Source organism: Nitrosomonas sp. sh817 (assembly GCF_030908545.1).
GTDB lineage: Bacteria > Pseudomonadota > Gammaproteobacteria > Burkholderiales > Nitrosomonadaceae > Nitrosomonas.
This window is the reverse complement of the sequence record NZ_CP133083.1, coordinates 503,973-523,883: the sequence shown is the minus strand read 5'-3', so window position 1 is coordinate 523,883 and position 19,911 is coordinate 503,973. Positions and strand designations below refer to the sequence as shown.

The window sequence follows — 19,911 nt, the reverse complement described above, 5'->3', positions numbered from 1 at the left end:
GATGAGCTGGATTCAGAAACTTTATGAAACTTATGATAAGTGCAAAGATGCTCCTCAATTTGAAAACAATCCATTGCCGCCTATCGGTCATATAGCACAGCAAGCCCATATTGAAATCGTTGTGGATGCTGACGGGAATTTTAGGCGTGCCTCTGTTGTTAACAAGGAAATCACGGTAATCCCTGCCACGGAGAAATCATCCACGGCCAGAACAAGTGCGATAGTGCCTCACCCGCTTTGCGATCATGTCAAATACTGTGCTGGTGATTATGTAGAAGATAACCAAATAGAAAACGAATATTTTGAAAAATATCGGGAGCAGCTTGGAAACTGGTGTCAGCTCCATCCTAAAGCAACTGCGGTTTTCAAATACATAGAAAAAAAAACCGTATTGAGCGATTTAATCAAAGAGGGGGTCATGCCTGTTGATGCTGACGGGCATCTGCTGAGAGCATGGGAATCCACGCAAAATAAGCCACCATTATTGAAGCAGTTGACCGCAGAAAAAAAGATATACAAACCTCAAAATGCACTGATTCGCTGGCGTGTTGAGACTGCGAACGATCCAGTACCTGAAGTATGGAAAGACAAAAATCTGCAAGATGCATGGCTTGCTTATTGCACTGAAAATGAAGCCACCAAGACTCCTGATCTTTGTATGGTTACGGGAAGTAGAATGTTTTTGGCCGATAAGCATCAAAACAAAATTCGTAATGGAAAAGATGGGGCAAAACTCATCTCGAACAAGAAGGATACGGATTCCGATTTTGTTTATTTGGGCCGATTCCTGAGTGCACGGCAAGCAGCAGGTGTAGGAACCGAGGTTTCGGAGAAAGCGCACAATGCCCTACGTTGGCTAGTTCAACGCCAAGCGTTTCGTAATGGCGATCAAGCCATAATTGCTTGGGATGTTGGTGGCAAAGAAATTCCCGACCCGTTTGGTAATACCGCCGACACGTTTGAATTAGATGTTGAGGGAGACGATTCAAAACCACAGTTTCAAGGAGATATTGGACAGGCTTTCGCACTCAGGTTGAATAACCGTATTCGCGGTTATCGAGCCAAGCTGGGATCAACTGACGGCATTGTGGTAATGGGGCTTGATTCAGCGACGCCTGGCCGAATGGCTATTACTTATTACCGGGAGCTCACTGGTTCAGAATATCTTGATCGCATTCAAGCATGGCACACAGCATTTGCTTGGCATCAAGACTATGGGCGCGACGCGGAAACCAAGCAGCAAATACGTTTTGTCGGCGCACCCTCACCCAAAGACATCGCGGAAGCCGCCTATGGTCGTCCCAAAGACAAGCAACATGAAAAACTGATTAAAGTGACAGTGGAGCGACTGTTGCCCTGCATCATTGATGGTCAGGCTTTCCCAGGAGACTTGAGAGAAACAACTTTTCGTAAAACATGTAACCGCATTTCCTTCGAGAAGGATAAATACGGTAGAGAATGGGATTGGGAGAAAAATCTGGGTATCGCTTGCGCCCTAATAAAGGGGGCTTATATTGGAAAGGAGAGGTATCAAATGACTCTGGAAACTAACCGGGTATCGCGAGATTATCTATATGGTCGGCTCTTGGCAATCGCCGACAGCATTGAGGGTTTCGCGTTAACCAAAGCTGAAAAGAACCGTGACACTACAGCCGCAAAACTAATGCAGCGTTTTTCTAGTCATCCGTTCTCAACCTGGAAAAACATCGAGCTTGCTTTGAAACCATACATGTCTCGATTACGGACTTCTGATCATGGGGTTGGCTTCCTTGTCATTAGAGAAAAATTGCTCGATGAGGTTGTGTGTGCATTCCAAGGTGATGATTTTACGGATGATCGTCCGTTGTCTGGTGAATTTTTATTGGGCTATCACTGTCAGCGACGGGAGTTGAATAAGGCAAAACCCCACAAGGACGGTGAATCAGCAACCGATGCTGAAATGACCAGCACCGATAACTAGACAATTCAAGGAGACCAGACATGAGCATATTGCAAAACAAAATTGATTTCGCCGTAATTCTTCGCGTCAAGAATGCCAATCCGAATGGCGATCCCCTCGATGGTAATCGCCCGCGTACAGATTACGGAGGTATCGGAGAAATGACAGATGTGTGCATTAAACGCAAAGTCAGGGACCGGCTACTAGAACGTTGGGTCACTACCGGAAAAAAAGATGATGGCAATGCGATTTTCGTTCAATCTGACGACCGAAATGAGGATGGTGAACCCAGCCTTCGTGTTCGCGCGGAATCTGACAAGAACGGTCTTGGTAAAGACGCATTCAAGAACAGTGCCAACAAAATTGATACAGTAAAAAGAGCATGTGCTAAATGGTTTGATGTCAGAGCATTTGGTCAAGTATTTGCTTGGAAAGATAAAGAGGCAAAAAAAACCAAGAAGGTAGCTGCTGACGAGATTCCAACTGAGGATGATGAATTGAACAAAGTTTCAATACCGATTCGCGGGCCAGTTACTATCCAATCCGCCTTTAGTGTTGAGCCTGTCAGAGACAAGATTACCAGCAATCAAATCACCAAAAGTGTTAGTGGTGAGGGGGATGGCAGCAAGCGTGGTTCTGACACAATGGGTATGAAACATCGGGTTGACAGTGGGATTTATGTTTTCTACGGTAGTATGAATCCACAATTGGCTGAAAGAACAGGTTTTAGTGATGCAGATGCAGAAATTATTAAGCAGTTGCTTCCAAAGTTATTTGAGAACGACGAGTCATCCGCAAGGCCAGCAGGAAGTATGGAAATTTTGAAAGTGATTTGGTGGAAGCACAATTGCAAGTCTGGACAATATTCTTCGGCCAAGGTACATCGAACACTTCGAGAATCGATTCAGTCTGATGGAAGTTTTAAGCTTCAGGAATTAAAAGGTCTTGAACCTGAAATCATTGAGGGGTTTTGATGACCACAACTAATGTTATTCGTATCCAACCGAGACTCAAGGATAGCATTGCTATCCCTCGTAGCTTTAGCGATTACACCGTAACAGTAGATGAAGCCAACATGCCGTCCGGCGTACAACTGCTACAGCGTATTGGTTAAATATTTTTAGGAGGTATTGATATGAACTGGCAAGATCGTATCGTTTCAGACCCGGACACTCTGTTCGGTAAGCCGCGTATCCGGGGAACCCGTATCGGGGTTGAGTTTATTCTTGATCTATTGGCTTCCGGTTGGGATGAAGCACAGATACTTGAAAGCTATCCGCATTTGACCTCGGAAGATTTGCAAGCGGTATTTGCGTTTATCCGGGATTGCATGAAAGATGAGACCTTTATCATGCGGGCGGCTGCAGAATCTGGCACTGTTACTCGATGATTTCGAAGTTGCTGGCCGATGAGAATTTTCCTCTGCCGGTTATAAAGGGTCTCATTGACGCGGATTACGATGTTCTTTCAATTGCAGAGATTTCACCGGGAATCAATGATCGTGCCGTGCTTTCCCTTGCGCGTGAAACGGGACGTAGCTTACTTACGTTCGATGTGGATTTTGGGGATCTGGTGTTTTTTCATGGAATAGAACCACCTGAGGCAATTTTGTATTTCCGCTTGCATCCCATCATTGTGGAAGAATTACTGGCAATAAGCTTGTGTGCCTTAAACGAAATCCAATCAGGATATTTTGCGGTAATTCAGCGCGAAGGGATACGATTGCGGAAGTTAAAAGAGAAATAGCTTAATAGAGGCAAATTAACTATGAGAGAGATTTTATTTCTGGTCGAAGAAGCCCCAGAAGGCGGCTACACCGCCCGTGCGCTGGGGGAATCCATTTTTACAGAAGCGGATGATCTTGCCAGTTTGCATCAACAGGTGCGCGATGCCGTGCATTGTCATTTCGATGAAGAATTGTCACCAGAGAAAATACAACTACTTCAGCACGGCCAGAAAGTAATTGTTGAATAACAAAAGAAGAATACCAAAATGACTTCCCCAATCGACGCCGCTGACGAAAAAATCCTATTGCAACAGATGGTTGATACCATCGTTCGTGAAGTTTCGCCGGAAGCCATCATTCTGTTTGGTTCTCGAGCAAGGGGAGATGCGCGGGTGGATTCCGATGTCGATTTGCTGATTGTCGAAACCGAGCCGTTTTCTCCACAGCGCAGCCGCAGGAAGGAAGCGGCGCGTTTGTATATCGCGTTGAAGGGATTAAATATTTCTAAGGATATTTTGCTCTACAGCCGGGATGAATTCGAGCAGTGGAAGAATTCAACGAATCATGTGATTGGCCGGGCGATTCGCGAAGGGAAAGTGCTGCATGGCCGACCTTGACCGGGCGCGCGCGATGTTGCGCATGGCGCATAAAGACTTAAACGCACTGATTGGCATGCAAGACAATCCGCTTTTTGCAGATGAGATTTTCGGATTTCATATCCAGCAAGCGGTGGAGAAAGCATTGAAAGCATGGCTATGCATTCATACCGACACTTATCCCATGACGCATGAATTGGCGAGATTGCTGGCTTTGCTGGAATTGCAAGGCATTGAGGTAAACGCATATTGGCCATTGGTTCAATACACAATATTTGCCGTTCAAGCGCGCTACGAAGAAGGCATTACCGAACTCGACGAACCGATTGATCGCAAGGTGGAAATCCTTAATGTACATACGTTGCTGACTCACGTTGAACACGCCGTCGCCGCACATGAATAACCGCCTGGATAACGACGACCCCATCATGCTTTCGGCATTGCAGCACTACAGCTATTGCCCGCGCCAGTGCGCGTTGATTCATGTCGAGCAGGCATTTGACGAAAACGTTCATACCATGCGCGGCAACGCCGTGCATCAGCGTGTCGATGAGCCGGGTTTTGAGTCATTTGAAGGCGTCCGCAGCGAGAAAGCATTGCCGGTTTGGTCGGAGCGTTTAGGGTTGATCGGCAAATGCGACGTCGTCGAGTTTTATCCGGATGGGCGGATTTATCCGGTGGAATACAAGCACGGTAAAAAACGTGCAAAAGCGCATGACGATATCCAACTGGCGGCGCAAGCGATCTGTCTGGAAGAAATGACCGGAAAACCGGTGACGCACGGTGCGATTTATCATCACACTTCCCGTCGCCGCCGTGAAGTCGCTATTACCGAGGCGTTGCGCCGGCAAGTCGAGGAAACCGTGGCGGCTGTACGTGCTTTGCTGGCTTCCGGGACATTGCCGCCGCCGGTTAACGACGCGCGTTGCAAGGAATGTTCGTTGAAGGAAATTTGCCAGCCGCAGGCGTTGGCGGATAAAACGCACCAGCATGAATTGCTGGATGAATTGTTTAACGTGGACGAATAGCGTAATGAAGCATACCGCATACTCCCAGAAAAGCGCGCTCAATGGAAATCATTTCATCTTCGCTGAGTGTCGCCAAAGGCCCTTCTCCGAATCGGGCGCGATCCAAGGTTCGCGGTTGATCGACGATGATTTGGCAATCCTTCAACAAGCGGTGGCGAGCGGTGACGGTGATGCGCCATTGTTTGAAAGTAGGGTAAACCTGCGTTGTCAGCGGCAGGATGATGATCATCGGTGTGCCGATCGCGGTCAGTGCGTTATCCTGAAAAACCAGAACCGGACGGATTTTGCCGACTTCCTGACCGCGCGGCGGATTCAGATTGGCGACCCAGATTTCGCCACGGCGGATTACTTCCACCATGTTTCGGAAGATTCAGTCTGCGGCAAATCGCCGGATAACAGGTCTTCGGCATTCTCCAGCATGTCGTTTTCGAGGGACAGAAACTCTTCGGAAATGGTCCGCGCTTCTTGCCGGATGCTTTCGTTTGAGTAGGCTGCGCGGGCTTCTTCCAGGAGTTGATCCATGAAACGTTTTTTCTCGATTTCCAACAGATACCAATTCAATGCATCGCGAGCGATTTCGGAACGGGTTTTATTTTCGCGTTCGGCTTCTTCCGAAAGCCGCTGTTCAATCTGCTCGGTCAGCCGGATGTTGAGCGTCGTCATATTGTAAATCCCGATAACTTGGATAAATTTCACAAATTGTAATACATAATGTATCAAATCCTCAACACACTTTATATCATGACACCCAATGCCTACGCGCATTTGGAAAACGATACCGTGCGCATCGACGTGGAACGGCAAAAGAAACTCCAAGTGCCGCTGCATCATTTGGGTACGCTCGTTTGCTTCGGTAACATCATGATTTCCCCGGCGCTGATGCATCGTTGCGCCGACGACGGCATCGGCTTGGTGTTACTCGATGGCAACGGGCGATTCAAAGCCAGGCTGGAAGGCGCGGTCAGCGGCAATATTCTGTTGCGTCAGGCCCAGCATCGCTTGGCTGCGGATACATCCTTTGCCGTTGCGGTTGCGAAAGCGGCGATAGCCGGAAAGCTGCGCAATTCCCGCCAGGTATTACTGCGCGGCGCGCGGGAAACAACGGACGAACAGGATCAAAAAATACTCAGCCAAGCCGCCGATGCATTGGCCGGTTCCATACGCAATCTGGCGGTAGCGGCGGATCTGGACGTGGTGCGCGGCATTGAAGGCGACGCCGCCAAAGTGTATTTCTCCGCATTGCCCAATTTGGTGCGGCGTAATGTCCGCGAATATTTCACCATGGACGGACGCACGCGCAGACCGCCGCGCGACCGTTTCAATGCGCTGCTGTCGTTTCTTTATTCGATGGTGATGAACGATTGCCGCTCGGCCATTGAAAGCGTCGGGCTCGATCCGCAATTGGGTTTTCTGCACGCAGTGCGCCCAGGCAGAGCGGCATTGGCACTGGATCTGATGGAAGAATTCCGGTCGATTCTGGCGGACCGGCTGGCGCTCACGCTGGTCAATCGCGGCCAGATCACCGAACGGGATTTGCAGTTACGCGAAGGCGGCGCGGTGTATCTGGAAAATGACGCGCGAAAAATTGTCGTAGCCGCTTACCAGGAACGCAAGCAGGAAGAAATCAATCACCCGCTGCTGGATACCAAAGTGCCGTTCGGGCTATTGCCGCAACTGCAAGCGCGTTTCATGGCGCGCGCCATTCGCGGCGACATGGAAGCGTATATTCCCTTTCTGGTGAAATGACCATGCTGATTATCGTAACCTACGATGTTTCAACCGAAACCAAGGAAGGCCGCAGAAGATTGCGGCGCGTTGCCAAAATCTGCGAAGGAATCGGACAGCGCGTGCAAAAATCGGTATTCGAATGTAAAGTCAGTTTGATGCAGTATGAAGATTTGGAACGCAGATTACTGGCCGAAATAGACGAAAAGGAAGACAACCTGCGGCTCTATCGTTTGACGGAACCCGTCGATCTGCACGTCAAGGAATATGGAAAATTTAAAGCCGTCGATTTCGATGGATCGCTCATCATCTAACATCCGCGAATCGCAAGCAACGGCAAAATACCGGCTGGTTCGCGCAAAGAATAACCTCATGAAAAATTGCAACCTCCTGAAAACCTTGTTCGCAATCACATCCCAAAATCATTCCCCAAATCCCCAGTTCGCGCGTGAACAAAAAATTTCTTTGTTGTATGATCGGGTTGCAGTTGTACTGTAGCGCCCGGCCCCAAAGCCGGGCGAGGATTGAAACATCTATTTGACCGCAAAAGACCGGGGCAAGTGCGTGTAGCGCCCGGCCCCAAAGCCGGGCGAGGATTGAAACGACGCCAGCGGCTTGCATTTCTGCAATAATTTGTGTAGCGCCCGGCCCCAAAGCCGGGCGAGGATTGAAACAAGCCACAATTGCTTCACCGGATCACAAAAATATGGTAGCGCCCGGCCCCAAAGCCGGGCGAGGATTGAAACGCTAAATACGCTGCTAAATGCATCCGCGTCCATCGTAGCGCCCGGCCCCAAAGCCGGGCGAGGATTGAAACACGCTCAAGTCGGTACTGGCGAATGGTATTTGATTGTAGCGCCCGGCCCCAAAGCCGGGCGAGGATTGAAACCAAGCCAAATTTAAACGAGGCTGTTAATTACGTCGTAGCGCCCGGCCCCAAAGCCGGGCGAGGATTGAAACATTCAGAGACGGTGGGGAAAATGAAAGGTCTAACGTAGCGCCCGGCCCCAAAGCCGGGCGAGGATTGAAACTGATGGCATTACAAACTTTTCCGCAGAAGCGGTGAGTAGCGCCCGGCCCCAAAGCCGGGCGAGGATTGAAACCCGTTATTCGGCGCTATGCCAAACGAATCAACGCAAGTAGCGCCCGGCCCCAAAGCCGGGCGAGGATTGAAACACGGGAGAGGCGAGAGACATACAAGAAAAACTGGGTAGCGCCCGGCCCCAAAGCCGGGCGAGGATTGAAACATCACTGCACCGCCCTTTGATTGCCAACAATCTGGTAGCGCCCGGCCCCAAAGCCGGGCGAGGATTGAAACAATGTACAATTGCACAGTGCCAGCGCCGATCTGAGGTAGCGCCCGGCCCCAAAGCCGGGCGAGGATTGAAACATAGCGTCACCTTTAAAAATGACAGATTGCGAGCGTAGCGCCCGGCCCCAAAGCCGGGCGAGGATTGAAACTTTTACAAATTGCAAGACAAACGCGACAAAAAAACGTAGCGCCCGGCCCCAAAGCCGGGCGAGGATTGAAACTGGTCGACGGTGACGTCGATTCGGTGTATTCCGGTAGCGCCCGGCCCCAAAGCCGGGCGAGGATTGAAACTTTTTACAATAACGAAGCTAAATCAGCCGTAGCCACGGTAGCGCCCGGCCCCAAAGCCGGGCGAGGATTGAAACCATATCCAATTTAATCCGGCCGAAGGGAACAAAACGTAGCGCCCGGCCCCAAAGCCGGGCGAGGATTGAAACCACATAATGTTGATTACGATGATAAGCCCAAAAAAGTAGCGCCCGGCCCCAAAGCCGGGCGAGGATTGAAACTTCCCACAACCAATTCGCGGTCAAGGCGATGATGGCGTAGCGCCCGGCCCCAAAGCCGGGCGAGGATTGAAACCCGTTGAGCTTGGATTCCCGCAAGATTCACAGCGGGTAGCGCCCGGCCCCAAAGCCGGGCGAGGATTGAAACAGCTTGTCGCGCTGCGGCGCAAATGGCCGCCATGAAGTAGCGCCCGGCCCCAAAGCCGGGCGAGGATTGAAACCATCAGCCGGCCTAAATTGGATATGGAAGCCTGAAAGTAGCGCCCGGCCCCAAAGCCGGGCGAGGATTGAAACGTGTTTACGTAGCAACCGGAGTAAGGCTTGCCGGAGTAGCGCCCGGCCCCAAAGCCGGGCGAGGATTGAAACTGCTGATTGCAATTCCCACAGTCTAGTCGGCTGCGTAGCGCCCGGCCCCAAAGCCGGGCGAGGATTGAAACAAACGCAATATTCTATAGGTAGATTAAGTAGATGGTAGCGCCCGGCCCCAAAGCCGGGCGAGGATTGAAACAATGTTACTGGCGATAATAAATCGGGCATAGATAAGGTAGCGCCCGGCCCCAAAGCCGGGCGAGGATTGAAACCAAGTATGCTGATGGATGCGGTGATGACGAGGACGAGTAGCGCCCGGCCCCAAAGCCGGGCGAGGATTGAAACTGAGCATGTTTATCGCCCATACCTAGGCCTTGGGGTAGCGCCCGGCCCCAAAGCCGGGCGAGGATTGAAACCTTGATATCCCACACTTTACCTTTGCGTAACGTCGTAGCGCCCGGCCCCAAAGCCGGGCGAGGATTGAAACTTCGCCATCGGGCCGGACGATTGTATAATCCGCTGTAGCGCCCGGCCCCAAAGCCGGGCGAGGATTGAAACGGGTCTAATTCAGGACAAGGCAACTCTTCGCCGTGTAGCGCCCGGCCCCAAAGCCGGGCGAGGATTGAAACAAGCTGGGCTTGGAATAGTATTGTTGCGGCTGATGTAGCGCCCGGCCCCAAAGCCGGGCGAGGATTGAAACTTAACGCCGGTGGCGCGCTCGCCCAGCAAAAACAGTAGCGCCCGGCCCCAAAGCCGGGCGAGGATTGAAACCCGCAAAAATTGAGGCAAACGTTATCCGTGGCGCGGTAGCGCCCGGCCCCAAAGCCGGGCGAGGATTGAAACCCGCCGTGCGATGCGCAGCATATCCTGGGGTATTGTAGCGCCCGGCCCCAAAGCCGGGCGAGGATTGAAACAATTTGTCTCTCTGTGGCGCGAAAGGCCGCCAAGAGTAGCGCCCGGCCCCAAAGCCGGGCGAGGATTGAAACCTTTGCCATAAGCAGAATTATCTGAAAAGAACCAGTAGCGCCCGGCCCCAAAGCCGGGCGAGGATTGAAACAAAACCCGCTTTACATTGCGCTCAATGAGCGTATAGTAGCGCCCGGCCCCAAAGCCGGGCGAGGATTGAAACGCAATTTGCAACCGCAGACGGGAAAGAGAAAGGCGGTAGCGCCCGGCCCCAAAGCCGGGCGAGGATTGAAACAGCCATTATGATTTTCCTATGTTTGGATTCGTACGTGTAGCGCCCGGCCCCAAAGCCGGGCGAGGATTGAAACATCGGAATCAGGCCAAAACCGCTTGCCTTTGCGGGTAGCGCCCGGCCCCAAAGCCGGGCGAGGATTGAAACAACTCATTTAACAAGCCGCTTTTTAGCGGCTTTTTTGGTAGCGCCCGGCCCCAAAGCCGGGCGAGGATTGAAACTGTGTGGACGTACCGGCTGCTACCGAACTGGCGGCGTAGCGCCCGGCCCCAAAGCCGGGCGAGGATTGAAACAGCTATGCCGTGAAGCAGTGGGGCTTTCGCTTGGTAGCGCCCGGCCCCAAAGCCGGGCGAGGATTGAAACAAAGATGACACCGCGCAAAAGAATTTTGTTAAATGTAGCGCCCGGCCCCAAAGCCGGGCGAGGATTGAAACAGCGCGATGAGCAATATGCCCATGTAACTTTTCAGGTAGCGCCCGGCCCCAAAGCCGGGCGAGGATTGAAACTTTAGCGGCGGCTTGGATAACATGGTCAAGAACGGTAGCGCCCGGCCCCAAAGCCGGGCGAGGATTGAAACCCAGAACGGGTGATGCGGATCCAGCGCAACAAACAGTAGCGCCCGGCCCCAAAGCCGGGCGAGGATTGAAACGCATGGCTTCCCGAAGACGGACTTGGGCGCAGAGGTAGCGCCCGGCCCCAAAGCCGGGCGAGGATTGAAACTGCTGATGATACTGGATAACGCCGACAGCTTGATAGTAGCGCCCGGCCCCAAAGCCGGGCGAGGATTGAAACTTCCGAAATCGTTGGCATGCGGATTAATGCCGGGGTAGCGCCCGGCCCCAAAGCCGGGCGAGGATTGAAACCGCTGGCAACTGTTTTTGTCGGACTTGCTACAGTCGTAGCGCCCGGCCCCAAAGCCGGGCGAGGATTGAAACGACACAACCGCTCGACATTATTTGCTAAACGATGGTAGCGCCCGGCCCCAAAGCCGGGCGAGGATTGAAACTTTGATCTCTTGTTCGATAGCACCTGCGCTTGCTTGTAGCGCCCGGCCCCAAAGCCGGGCGAGGATTGAAACCCATCTTACGACCGGCACCGTGCGAACATGAGTGGTAGCGCCCGGCCCCAAAGCCGGGCGAGGATTGAAACCGCTATAAGCGGATGGATCCCTTGTTGTATTTGCGTAGCGCCCGGCCCCAAAGCCGGGCGAGGATTGAAACTGCGCATCGACAGCCGAGAGCACTTTCGCGCCGGACGTAGCGCCCGGCCCCAAAGCCGGGCGAGGATTGAAACTTCTTCTGTCAGTTCTTTCGACAAATCAATTCCGTGTAGCGCCCGGCCCCAAAGCCGGGCGAGGATTGAAACCCCAGCACGATTGAGCGCAACACGTTGACGCGCCGTAGCGCCCGGCCCCAAAGCCGGGCGAGGATTGAAACATTTTGTTGATATCCCTAAGCCGGGTGACAAGCCGTAGCGCCCGGCCCCAAAGCCGGGCCAAGATTGAAACCTAGCTTCGGTTCTTCGATCTCCTTTTAATCGCCAGTACATAATGTTATAGTCTGTCCGACAATCAGTCAGACGAGGAGCGAATGATGAGAATAACGGTGCGGATTGATGACAGTTATGAACAAAAAATTAAAGCCATTCAGCAAAGAACACACCTCAATACCACGGATGTCATTAAACAGGCTATTGATTTGATGTATGAGAAGGCGGAATTGAGCGCAAAGGAAAAAAACCAGAAGTTAATAGAAATGTTGGCGGGTACGGCTAAAGGTCCGGAAGATTTATCGACTACTTATAAAGTATATCTTGATCAGGGCTGGGAAGAGAAGCATGGTATTAAGTGACACTGGATTCTGGCTTGCATTCTTTAACGCTAATGATCGGTTTCATGCAATGGCTGTGGAACGAATGCAGAAATTGGAAGAGGCTTTGATAACTACCTGGCCTGTCATTACTGAAACCAGTTATTTGTTAGGTAAACGCCTGGGGGGTTCAAGTCAATTACGATTTATTTCGGTTTTAGAGACGGGTTATATCGAGGTTTTTGATCTACAAACTTCACATTTAATCCGAATTCGCCAATTAATTAAACAATACGAAGATCTACCTATGAATTTAGCCGATGCATCTTTAGTCTTGCTTGCGGAAGAGTTAGGACACGGTCAAATTCTTTCCACCGATGTGCGAGACTTTAAAACCTATCTCTGGAAAAATCATCATCCATTTCAGAACTTACTATTGCCCGATGACTGATGTTACCGCCGCTTAAACCGATTGCGTTTTCCCACGCCCGCGGGGATGAACCGGTCAAAATGACGAGCGAGGATTGAAACAAAAGCTTCATGCCCGAGCGGATGCAACACGTATAATACAACTCGGTTAACGATTTTGCCCCTGCAGCCATGCCCACTCCTGAAAGTAATAAGCATCCGCAAACCAAAAACCCTTTACAAGGTGTCACCCTGGAAGCACTGCTGACCGAGCTGCATGCGTACTATGGCTGGGAGGGGTTGTCCAAAAGGATCGATATCAATTGCTTTAAACAAGATCCCAGCATCAAGTCCAGTCTGAAGTTTCTGCGCAAGACACCGTGGGCCAGAGAGAAAGTCGAAACCATTTATATCCAACTGAAAAAGGAAAACCATGAGTGAATTCAGTCTTAAAGGCCACGACGCGATTGCATTGAACGATCTGTTGAAGATCACCGGCCTGTGCGGGAGCGGTGGCGAGGCCAAGGCCGCAATCGCCAAGGGTGAGGTCAAAGTGAATGATCAGGTCGAGCTACGCAAAACTTGCAAGATTCGCAATGGCCAAGTGGTGGAATATGCCCGGGAACAAATCACCGTAACACTCTGAACCGCCCGGTTCAAAAAAGCCAGCGCGGCGCCGGTACATTCGAGTATCCTACGCGGTTATTCAGTACAGATCGTAAATCATGACGCAATACCAACTCTTCGCCACCACGCCGAAAGCGATGGAAGGCATACTCGCCAACGAAATCCAGGCGCTCGGCGGACAAAACGTACAGCAGAAGATGGCCGGAGCGGCATTTCAAGGCGATCTGGCGCTGGCCTACCAAGCCTGCTTATGGTTGCGCACCGCCAGCCGCGTGTTATTGCTGCTCAGCAGTTTCGAGGTGAAATCGCAGCAGGATCTCTACGATGGCGTGCAACGCGTCGACTGGTCGGAGCATCTGAACGCTGACGACAGTTTGGCGGTATCATTCAACAGCAAGAATAATCCGGCGATCAACAATACCCATTTCGGCGCGCTCAAAGTCAAGGACGCCATCGTCGATCAAATACGCGCCAAATTCGGCAGCCGCCCCAATGTCGATACCGAGTACCCCAGCATCCGTGTCAATGTCTATCTGCACAACGATACCGCGCAATTGAGCCTGGATTTATCCGGCGAAAGTTCGCATAAACGCGGCTACCGTGAAGTCAGCATCGCCGCACCGATCAAGGAAAACCTGGCGGCGGCGATCTTGCTGCGCGCCGGTTGGCCGGACATCGCCGCGCAAGGCGGTTCATTGCTCGATCCGATGTGCGGTTCCGGCACGTTGCTGGTGGAAGGCGCGCTGATCGCCGCCGATATCGCGCCGGGGCTGCACCGCGATTATTTCGGTTTTCTCGGCTGGAAGCAGCATGATCCGCAATTATGGCAAAGCTTGCTGGACGATGCCCACAAACGGCGCGAGGCCGGTTTGAGCAAATTGCCGGTGATCGCCGGATTCGACCAAGACCGGCGCACCGTTACCACCGCGTTGCAGCACATCGAGAACGCCGGATTGGCGGGAAAAATTCACATCGAGAAGCGCAACATTGCGGATGCCGCTGCCGCTTTGAGCTGGCCGAAAGGGTTGATCGTCTGTAACCCGCCGTACGGCGAGCGGCTGGGCGATGAAGAGGAAACCGCGGCGTTGTACCGGGAATTCGGTGACGTGCTTAAGCAGCGCTTTAGCGGCTGGCAAGCGGCGATCATTATCGGCAACCCGGAGCTGGGGTTCCGTCTCGGCATCCGTTCGCAAAAACCGGTGACATTATTCAACGGCGCGTTGGAATGCAAGTTATTGCGGCTCACGATTGAAGAAAGCGCATTTTTCGAACCGAAAGCCAAGTCGCAGCAGGAGCGCATCGAACACATCAGCCGCCGCGCGCAAACGGAATCAACCGATAGTCATGCGGAAATGTTCGCCAACCGCCTGCGCAAGAATCTTAAGAAGCTGGGTAAATGGGCTGAAAAAAACCGTATCGATTGTTACCGGCTGTACGACGCCGACTTGCCGGAATATGCGGTTGCCGTCGATGTTTATCACAGCGATCAAACCTGGGTTAACGTGCAGGAATACGAACCGCCTAAAACGATCGATCCGGCCAAAGCCAACCAACGGCTGGCAGGCGCACTGCGAGAAATCGCCAGAGTGCTGGAAATCCCGGCGGAGCAAGTGTTTCTAAAAATCCGCCGCAAGCAGAAAAGCACCGATCAATACGAAAAACTTGGCGATTCGCGCCATTTTCACGTCGTTACCGAAGGCGGTTGCAAATTCTGGGTAAACTTCGAGGATTATCTCGATACCGGCTTATTCCTCGATCATCGTCCGGTACGTTTGCTGATTCAGCAGCAAGCCAAGGGCAAGCGATTCCTGAATTGTTTTGCTTATACCGGCAGCGCAACGGTACATGCCATTATCGGCGGTGCGGTATCGAGCGTAACGGTCGATATGTCAAACACCTATCTCGATTGGGCGCAGCGGAATTTCACACTGAACGGTATCCAAGGCGATCATCAATTGATTCGCGCCGATTGCGTGGAATGGCTGAGCGGACAAGCCAGCAGCAAACGCCGCCCGCAATTTGATCTGATTTTTCTCGATCCACCGACGTTTTCCAATTCCAAGCGCATGGACGAAGCATTCGATATCCAGAAAGACCATGTATCATTGATCCGCAACGCGGCGGCTTTGCTCGCGCCGGGTGGCATTTTGTATTTTTCGACCAATTTCCGCCGCTTCAAGATGGATCAACAGGCTCTTGCCGGATTAATCTTAGAAGATCTCAGCGCGAAACTGATCCCGGAAGATTTCGCGCGCGACGCGAGAATTCACTCTGTTTGGAAAATCACTCGCTGACAGGTCATTGAAAAACTATCTGCGTTGCCGCTACGGTGTTAAAAACAGGCTCAAAATGCTCATTTATTATGCATAAACTGCGCTTTCTCGCCTGTTTTTGCCTTGTATCGGCTGCCTCGAAAACATTTTTTTATAACCTGCAAAAAAACAAACCCCGCACGAAGGCGGGGTTGCTGATTCGATAATGATCACTGTTTAAACGTTCTGGGTCCTGCGGCGCGCCATGAAACCCAGCAATCCCAAACCGGCCAATAGCATGGCATAGGTTTCCGGTTCCGGAACGGCAGTAACTTGATCGAAATTGATATTGTCGATACCGATGTTCCAATCGTTGTAGCCGTAGCGGATCGAGATCGCACCGAAAAATGTTAGGTTGGGGGTAAACGTGCTATGTGTTCCACCTGCTCCCAGCACCGTTACCGGTGAATAATCGATCAGCACAGCCTCGCTGGCGGCATCCAGAATGCGCACTTGTGAATCGGGGTGATCGATTTTAGCGTAACCGGCCAAGTCAAAACTGTTCAGGCGAATCGCCCAGCCCGGTTCCGGCACCAGGGTAATTTCCGCAAAGTGATCTGCGCTAGTCACACTGAATGCCACATTGACCAAGTCACCGTAATTGAAATCCCAGAAATCGAGATTGTTGTAGGCCACTGTATCGGTGCTGATTCGCCAGGTACGGTATTCGGTGGTGATATTCGGCGTATAACCGTTACCCATCGAATAGGATCCCACCGCGTCACTGGCGGCATTGACGTTATCGCCGTATGCACCGGGGATATCACCATAATTACCTACTGACGGGTCCAAATCGAACGTCAAAATGGTCGCTTGCGCGGAAACGGCGAATAACGCGCTTGCGCTCAGCAATAACGTGCTTGAAATAAGCGAACGGGTTTTCATTGTATCTTTCTCCTCATGTTTTTCGTGTAACGAGCGTGCTTCGGATTGCCAGGTAACGGGAAGCGGCTCGAACATCATTATCCGATTACATTTAGTAACCTATTCCACCACTTGCGGCACATGCCCAGCTTCGCGATGCTCGCGTCAAAAGCATATGCAATCCCGCTAAACCTCACAAACCGAAACCATGTTTATCAAAAAGAAAATGCTTAATAAACATAGCTCTGAATGATAGTTTCTCGAACCACACAACCGCTATAGTTGATGCATCCTTTTTTTCCAGGACATTTGTCATAGCGATTCCGCCTGTTTTTAAATGATATGGTATAGTGCAAACGGCATTGCATGTCGCCACTCCGTTAACACACTGTGGAGGATCAAGATGAAGAAAAGCAGACTTGATTTACGTGAAGCAATTGTTGATACGGCAGTCACCATCGCGGAACGCTCGAACTGGGAATCGGTTCGATTGTTCGATGCCGCGGCGGAACTCGATATTACGCTGGACGATATCCGCGTCCATTTCCGCGAAAAAGAGGACCTGGTCGATGCCTGGTTCGATCGCGCCGACAGCCGGATGCTTAAAGCCGCCGAAACTGTCGAATTTTTATCCCTGCCGCCACGCGAACGCTTGCAATTGCTCATCATGGCGTGGCTCGATGCGTTGGCCGCGCATCGCAAAGTTACGCGGCAAATGATCGGCGGTAAACTGGAACCTGGTCACTTGCATATTCAAATCCCCGCCATCCTGCGTGTCAGCCGCACTGTGCAATGGGTGCGCGAAGCCGCGCAACGTGACGCCACGTATGTGCGCCGCGCTCTGGAAGAAACCGCGCTGACGACGATCTACCTGGCGACGTTTGCTTACTGGATGCAGGATGATTCGGAGAATTCGCAAAACACCCGCGATTTCCTGGCGCACAAACTGAAATATGCCGAATCGCTCGATCACTGGGTATACGGAAATCCTCGCAATGAAACTGCGGACAACTCCGGTACCGATTCGGAATCTCAGACAGTTGGGGAATTTGCCGAAGCTCACGGTTCTCCGGCGCCAACATTATCCATCGTCCCGGAAATCCGCGCAAAATCCGGTTAATCAGTGGATCCGCTCACCCATGCACTGAGCGGTGCGCTGCTGGCGCGCGTTGCAAGCCCAACGCGGCCAACGGCGCATCCACCCCACCATGCATTGCCGTTACGCTGGCAAATTGCCGCCGGATTTATTGCCGCTGCTTTTCCCGATATTGATCTGGTTCTGCGGCTGATCGACACCCTCACCTATCTAAACTGGCATCAAGGTCCGACGCATTCGCTGGTATTGCTGCCGGTTTGGGCAGGACTGCTGGCATGGTCGTTTTCCGGACTCAGCCGCGGACGTTTCGGCTGGCAGTTGTTTTATCAACCCGCCTGTCTCGGTCTCACCATCCACATCGCCGGGGATTTGATCACATCGTATGGGCTGATGCTGTTCGCGCCGTTTTCGACTGAGCGTTATTCGCTGCCGCTGGTATTTGTCATCGATCCGTGGTTCAGTTTGATCATTGCCGCCGGTCTAATCGCTTCATGGCGCTATCCGCGGCGTAGAATCGCGGCTATCGCGGCATTGCTGGTGTTATGCGGTTATGTCATCTTCTTGTTCATGCTGCATCAGCAAGCCGCCGCCATCGCCCACCGCTACGCCGAGTCCCAAACCATTTCCTATTCGCAGATCGACGTGTTGCCGCAACCACTGTCGCCGTTTCACTGGAAAATCATCATCCGCAACCGGGAAACCTATCATATCGCCGATATCGATCTATCAATTTCCACTGAAAAACGGCAAACCGATACGTGGCTCCTGTCAAAAATGACCGCCGCCTACCGTCCGGTTGCGGAAAACAACTGGAAAATTCAGCAACAATTCGGCAGCGATCCCACCCGCGCCCCCCTGCTTCGCGAAGCCTGGCTGGCGAACGCTTTCACGCCGTTCCGCGCCTTCGCGCAGTTTCCGGTTTTAGAAGATTCCGTGGATGTGCAAGGGCAGAAATTTTGCGCCTGGTTTTACGACTTGCGCTTCAAATTCCCGGAATTGCCGCCATCATTTCGCTATGGTGTGTGTAGAGAAAACGATCAAACCGATTGGCAGATGGCACGGCAACGGGGGGTGTTTTACATTGATTGAATAAATTCCTAAAATCCATATTTGTTGATACATACACACTTAACATCAGCCTAAATAATTAATATAGTATTAATAATTTTAATTGACTCTATATAAATAAACATATACTATTATAACTATCAATCGTTAAATATAGGAGAATATGATGATAAAACGCCATGTTGATCAAGTCTGGGACCGCCTCGATCAGCTATACGCAAATGGCACAACATTCATTAGCTGGGGAGAGCTATATCATTGGTATGACATTCAGCGCATAGCAAAAACCCCATGGAGGGATATTCAAGCAAAATGGCAAGAACTCCTTGAACAAAAAGGTGAAGAATATCTTGATCCGCAAATCGCGGAAGTACCTGGTGGAATCTCATTCTTCTTCTCCAGAAAGCCAGGACAGCTTAGTAAACTTGCTATTTGACTTCAGATACTGAAGAGATGCTCAAAAGTGTCTCTTCAATCTGAATTGTTATTTTTACTATATGTCATGCCACACCTTGTAGTATGTAGTAGCTACAAACCTGCATACCGGCAAATCTCTTGAGCAAACTGCCGGAAATCCTGCAAAGAATTCCGGCAGATGGCGTACACGATTTCCCAGTTGATCGCCTCATAGTTGTGAACCGCGATATTTCTGAAACCAACAGCCTTTCGTAATCGTTCGTTGGTTTCTTGCGAAATTGCTCCAAGTTCATGCAACTTCGTAAAAATATCGCCCATCGTTTGAGGTAATGTCTGATTGGTTGTACTGATGATGTGACTGCCAATATCGATGCTGATTTGTACAGCGCGTGTGAGATTGATCACCAGAATATCTTGCAAATCGATGTCCCGGATCAAACTGCCCGCATCCTCTGGTGTTTTATCTTCGATGCGTTGCATGCAACGCCGCAGCGATTCCAATTTCTCGGCAATGATCACTTGATCCATCGATTACGCCTTTCAGTAAGCATCCGTTGGTGCAGTGGCAGAAAATCGGCAACGTTGAGCAGATGCCGGTACAACAGATTGCCGCATGCAGTATCGTCGCCAAGCAAGCGGATCCCTCCCAAAACCTGTCCGGTGATAGGTTCCGGTACGTGAAACAAATCGACGATATCGACCGGGCGGCCAAATTTAGCACTAATCGCCTGCATCAATTGCAGCCTAAAACCCGCATTCAGCGGTTCTTGTAACAGCATACCAAGATCAATGTCGCTATCCGGACGTACGCACCCTGTTGCCTGAGAACCGAACAATATCGCTAATTTGATTTGCGGAAATTGCAGCAATAGGGCTGTCAACTGATCCAAAAAACTCTGATCGCTTCCTTTTTTGCTGGCTTCTGTATTCTGTTGATGGGCCTGGAAAGCTTGTCGAGTCATGTCATTCGCT

At 51.3% G+C, this 19,911-nt stretch carries 23 protein-coding genes and 1 CRISPR repeat array; of the genes, 18 read left to right on the top strand and 5 right to left on the bottom strand.

Annotated elements, in window-relative coordinates:
- The first annotated feature begins 1 nt into the window (after nucleotide 1).
- The 8 genes from cas8c to cas4 all read left to right on the top strand — a co-directional run bounded on the left by cas8c (nucleotide 2) and on the right by cas4 (nucleotide 5,289).
- On the top strand, nucleotides 2-1,960 hold the full coding sequence (gene cas8c, locus RBH92_RS02515; RefSeq protein ID WP_307933128.1) for a type I-C CRISPR-associated protein Cas8c/Csd1: 1,959 nt from the start codon (nucleotides 2-4) through the stop codon (nucleotides 1,958-1,960).
- A 20-nt stretch (nucleotides 1,961-1,980) separates the two neighbouring features.
- Nucleotides 1,981-2,913, top strand: coding sequence for a type I-C CRISPR-associated protein Cas7/Csd2 (cas7c, locus tag RBH92_RS02510; protein WP_307933127.1), 933 nt, complete (start codon nucleotides 1,981-1,983; stop codon nucleotides 2,911-2,913).
- Nucleotides 2,914-3,074: 161 nt separating this feature from the next.
- Nucleotides 3,075-3,329 carry a DUF433 domain-containing protein gene (locus tag RBH92_RS02505; protein ID WP_307933126.1) on the top strand — a complete coding sequence of 85 codons (255 nt, stop codon included), beginning with the start codon at nucleotides 3,075-3,077 and terminating at the stop codon, nucleotides 3,327-3,329.
- Nucleotides 3,326-3,685 carry a DUF5615 family PIN-like protein gene (locus RBH92_RS02500; protein WP_307933125.1) on the top strand — a complete coding sequence of 120 codons (360 nt, stop codon included), beginning with the start codon at nucleotides 3,326-3,328 and terminating at the stop codon, nucleotides 3,683-3,685. The genes RBH92_RS02505 and RBH92_RS02500 overlap by 4 nt, the downstream gene beginning before the upstream one ends.
- Before the next feature lie 21 nt (nucleotides 3,686-3,706).
- Entirely contained in the window at nucleotides 3,707-3,913 is a 207-nt protein-coding gene (locus RBH92_RS02495) for a hypothetical protein (protein WP_307933124.1), read from the top strand.
- Between the two features lie 18 nt (nucleotides 3,914-3,931).
- Complete coding sequence (locus RBH92_RS02490) at nucleotides 3,932-4,282, top strand: nucleotidyltransferase domain-containing protein (protein ID WP_307933123.1); 351 nt, start codon at nucleotides 3,932-3,934, stop codon at nucleotides 4,280-4,282.
- The gene (locus RBH92_RS02485; protein WP_307933122.1) at nucleotides 4,269-4,664 is read left to right on the top strand and encodes a HEPN domain-containing protein; all 396 of its coding nucleotides are present in this window, start codon (nucleotides 4,269-4,271) and stop codon (nucleotides 4,662-4,664) included. The genes RBH92_RS02490 and RBH92_RS02485 overlap by 14 nt, the downstream gene beginning before the upstream one ends.
- Complete coding sequence (gene cas4 / locus RBH92_RS02480) at nucleotides 4,657-5,289, top strand: CRISPR-associated protein Cas4 (RefSeq protein ID WP_307933121.1); 633 nt, start codon at nucleotides 4,657-4,659, stop codon at nucleotides 5,287-5,289. Before RBH92_RS02485 ends, cas4 begins: the two co-directional genes overlap by 8 nt.
- Here the strand turns inward: cas4 and RBH92_RS02475 are convergent.
- Both RBH92_RS02475 and RBH92_RS02470 read right to left on the bottom strand, forming a co-directional pair.
- Nucleotides 5,273-5,647, bottom strand: coding sequence for a type II toxin-antitoxin system PemK/MazF family toxin (locus RBH92_RS02475; RefSeq protein ID WP_307933120.1), 375 nt, complete (start codon nucleotides 5,645-5,647; stop codon nucleotides 5,273-5,275). The two genes, cas4 and RBH92_RS02475, sit on opposite strands and share 17 nt — an antisense overlap.
- Nucleotides 5,635-5,952, bottom strand: coding sequence for a hypothetical protein (locus RBH92_RS02470; RefSeq protein WP_307933119.1), 318 nt, complete (start codon nucleotides 5,950-5,952; stop codon nucleotides 5,635-5,637). The genes RBH92_RS02475 and RBH92_RS02470 overlap by 13 nt, the downstream gene beginning before the upstream one ends.
- A 78-nt stretch (nucleotides 5,953-6,030) precedes the next feature.
- Between RBH92_RS02470 and cas1c the strand changes: the two genes are divergently transcribed.
- The 7 genes from cas1c (at nucleotide 6,031) to rlmKL (ending at nucleotide 15,476) form a co-directional block, all read left to right on the top strand.
- Entirely contained in the window at nucleotides 6,031-7,035 is a 1,005-nt protein-coding gene (gene cas1c, locus RBH92_RS02465) for a type I-C CRISPR-associated endonuclease Cas1c (protein WP_307933118.1), read from the top strand.
- Nucleotides 7,036-7,037: 2 nt separating this feature from the next.
- Complete coding sequence (gene cas2, locus RBH92_RS02460; RefSeq protein WP_292918399.1) at nucleotides 7,038-7,328, top strand: CRISPR-associated endonuclease Cas2; 291 nt, start codon at nucleotides 7,038-7,040, stop codon at nucleotides 7,326-7,328.
- A gap of 180 nt (nucleotides 7,329-7,508) precedes the next feature.
- Nucleotides 7,509-11,846: a CRISPR direct-repeat array (repeat unit 37 nt; unit sequence GTAGCGCCCGGCCCCAAAGCCGGGCGAGGATTGAAAC).
- An 82-nt stretch (nucleotides 11,847-11,928) separates the two neighbouring features.
- Nucleotides 11,929-12,189: a hypothetical protein gene (locus RBH92_RS02455; RefSeq protein WP_307933117.1), complete on the top strand. Its 261-nt coding sequence runs from the start codon at nucleotides 11,929-11,931 to the stop codon at nucleotides 12,187-12,189.
- A complete protein-coding gene (locus RBH92_RS02450; RefSeq protein ID WP_307933116.1) occupies nucleotides 12,176-12,598 on the top strand; it encodes a type II toxin-antitoxin system VapC family toxin in 423 nt (140 codons plus the stop codon). Before RBH92_RS02455 ends, RBH92_RS02450 begins: the two co-directional genes overlap by 14 nt.
- A gap of 149 nt (nucleotides 12,599-12,747) precedes the next feature.
- Nucleotides 12,748-12,996: a VF530 family protein gene (locus RBH92_RS02445; RefSeq protein WP_307933115.1), complete on the top strand. Its 249-nt coding sequence runs from the start codon at nucleotides 12,748-12,750 to the stop codon at nucleotides 12,994-12,996.
- Entirely contained in the window at nucleotides 12,989-13,201 is a 213-nt protein-coding gene (locus RBH92_RS02440) for an RNA-binding S4 domain-containing protein (protein WP_307933114.1), read from the top strand. Before RBH92_RS02445 ends, RBH92_RS02440 begins: the two co-directional genes overlap by 8 nt.
- A 79-nt stretch (nucleotides 13,202-13,280) precedes the next feature.
- Entirely contained in the window at nucleotides 13,281-15,476 is a 2,196-nt protein-coding gene (gene rlmKL / locus RBH92_RS02435) for a bifunctional 23S rRNA (guanine(2069)-N(7))-methyltransferase RlmK/23S rRNA (guanine(2445)-N(2))-methyltransferase RlmL (protein WP_307933113.1), read from the top strand.
- Nucleotides 15,477-15,671: 195 nt separating this feature from the next.
- On the opposite strand, the gene RBH92_RS02430 is transcribed toward rlmKL, so the two are convergent.
- Nucleotides 15,672-16,379, bottom strand: coding sequence for an FxDxF family PEP-CTERM protein (locus RBH92_RS02430; protein WP_307933112.1), 708 nt, complete (start codon nucleotides 16,377-16,379; stop codon nucleotides 15,672-15,674).
- Between the two features lie 382 nt (nucleotides 16,380-16,761).
- Here RBH92_RS02430 and RBH92_RS02425 point away from each other — a divergent pair, with 382 nt between their 5' ends.
- The 3 genes from RBH92_RS02425 (at nucleotide 16,762) to RBH92_RS02415 (ending at nucleotide 18,958) form a co-directional block, all read left to right on the top strand.
- The gene (locus tag RBH92_RS02425; protein ID WP_307933111.1) at nucleotides 16,762-17,478 is read left to right on the top strand and encodes a TetR/AcrR family transcriptional regulator; all 717 of its coding nucleotides are present in this window, start codon (nucleotides 16,762-16,764) and stop codon (nucleotides 17,476-17,478) included.
- 3 nt (nucleotides 17,479-17,481) lie between these two features.
- Nucleotides 17,482-18,543, top strand: coding sequence for a metal-dependent hydrolase (locus RBH92_RS02420; protein ID WP_307933110.1), 1,062 nt, complete (start codon nucleotides 17,482-17,484; stop codon nucleotides 18,541-18,543).
- A 142-nt stretch (nucleotides 18,544-18,685) separates the two neighbouring features.
- Nucleotides 18,686-18,958: a hypothetical protein gene (locus RBH92_RS02415; RefSeq protein WP_307933109.1), complete on the top strand. Its 273-nt coding sequence runs from the start codon at nucleotides 18,686-18,688 to the stop codon at nucleotides 18,956-18,958.
- Between the two features lie 92 nt (nucleotides 18,959-19,050).
- Here the strand turns inward: RBH92_RS02415 and hepT are convergent, their stop codons facing one another.
- Complete coding sequence (hepT, locus tag RBH92_RS02410) at nucleotides 19,051-19,467, bottom strand: type VII toxin-antitoxin system HepT family RNase toxin (RefSeq protein ID WP_307933108.1); 417 nt, start codon at nucleotides 19,465-19,467, stop codon at nucleotides 19,051-19,053.
- The gene (mntA, locus tag RBH92_RS02405; protein WP_307933107.1) at nucleotides 19,455-19,901 is read right to left on the bottom strand and encodes a type VII toxin-antitoxin system MntA family adenylyltransferase antitoxin; all 447 of its coding nucleotides are present in this window, start codon (nucleotides 19,899-19,901) and stop codon (nucleotides 19,455-19,457) included. Before mntA ends, hepT begins: the two co-directional genes overlap by 13 nt.
- Between the last annotated feature and the right edge of the window lie 10 nt (nucleotides 19,902-19,911).

What these genes read in the sequence shown, in the direction of transcription:
- RBH92_RS02500 (WP_307933125.1), top strand. Translation starts at nt 3,326, where the DNA reads ATGATTTCGAAGTTGCTGGCCGATGAGAATTTTCCTCTGCCGGTTATA.
- RBH92_RS02425 (WP_307933111.1), top strand. Translation starts at nt 16,762, where the DNA reads ATGAAGAAAAGCAGACTTGATTTACGTGAAGCAATTGTTGATACGGCA.
- RBH92_RS02485 (WP_307933122.1), top strand. Translation starts at nt 4,269, where the DNA reads ATGGCCGACCTTGACCGGGCGCGCGCGATGTTGCGCATGGCGCATAAA.
- hepT (WP_307933108.1), bottom strand. Translation starts at nt 19,467, where the DNA reads ATGGATCAAGTGATCATTGCCGAGAAATTGGAATCGCTGCGGCGTTGC.
- RBH92_RS02505 (WP_307933126.1), top strand. Translation starts at nt 3,075, where the DNA reads ATGAACTGGCAAGATCGTATCGTTTCAGACCCGGACACTCTGTTCGGT.
- cas7c (WP_307933127.1), top strand. Translation starts at nt 1,981, where the DNA reads ATGAGCATATTGCAAAACAAAATTGATTTCGCCGTAATTCTTCGCGTC.
- RBH92_RS02440 (WP_307933114.1), top strand. Translation starts at nt 12,989, where the DNA reads ATGAGTGAATTCAGTCTTAAAGGCCACGACGCGATTGCATTGAACGAT.
- RBH92_RS02450 (WP_307933116.1), top strand. Translation starts at nt 12,176, where the DNA reads ATGGTATTAAGTGACACTGGATTCTGGCTTGCATTCTTTAACGCTAAT.
- RBH92_RS02415 (WP_307933109.1), top strand. Translation starts at nt 18,686, where the DNA reads ATGATGATAAAACGCCATGTTGATCAAGTCTGGGACCGCCTCGATCAG.
- rlmKL (WP_307933113.1), top strand. Translation starts at nt 13,281, where the DNA reads ATGACGCAATACCAACTCTTCGCCACCACGCCGAAAGCGATGGAAGGC.
- RBH92_RS02475 (WP_307933120.1), bottom strand. Translation starts at nt 5,647, where the DNA reads ATGGTGGAAGTAATCCGCCGTGGCGAAATCTGGGTCGCCAATCTGAAT.
- cas4 (WP_307933121.1), top strand. Translation starts at nt 4,657, where the DNA reads ATGAATAACCGCCTGGATAACGACGACCCCATCATGCTTTCGGCATTG.
- RBH92_RS02495 (WP_307933124.1), top strand. Translation starts at nt 3,707, where the DNA reads ATGAGAGAGATTTTATTTCTGGTCGAAGAAGCCCCAGAAGGCGGCTAC.
- cas1c (WP_307933118.1), top strand. Translation starts at nt 6,031, where the DNA reads ATGACACCCAATGCCTACGCGCATTTGGAAAACGATACCGTGCGCATC.
- RBH92_RS02470 (WP_307933119.1), bottom strand. Translation starts at nt 5,952, where the DNA reads ATGACGACGCTCAACATCCGGCTGACCGAGCAGATTGAACAGCGGCTT.
- cas2 (WP_292918399.1), top strand. Translation starts at nt 7,038, where the DNA reads ATGCTGATTATCGTAACCTACGATGTTTCAACCGAAACCAAGGAAGGC.
- RBH92_RS02430 (WP_307933112.1), bottom strand. Translation starts at nt 16,379, where the DNA reads ATGAAAACCCGTTCGCTTATTTCAAGCACGTTATTGCTGAGCGCAAGC.
- RBH92_RS02490 (WP_307933123.1), top strand. Translation starts at nt 3,932, where the DNA reads ATGACTTCCCCAATCGACGCCGCTGACGAAAAAATCCTATTGCAACAG.
- RBH92_RS02445 (WP_307933115.1), top strand. Translation starts at nt 12,748, where the DNA reads ATGCCCACTCCTGAAAGTAATAAGCATCCGCAAACCAAAAACCCTTTA.
- mntA (WP_307933107.1), bottom strand. Translation starts at nt 19,901, where the DNA reads ATGACTCGACAAGCTTTCCAGGCCCATCAACAGAATACAGAAGCCAGC.
- cas8c (WP_307933128.1), top strand. Translation starts at nt 2, where the DNA reads ATGAGCTGGATTCAGAAACTTTATGAAACTTATGATAAGTGCAAAGAT.
- RBH92_RS02455 (WP_307933117.1), top strand. Translation starts at nt 11,929, where the DNA reads ATGATGAGAATAACGGTGCGGATTGATGACAGTTATGAACAAAAAATT.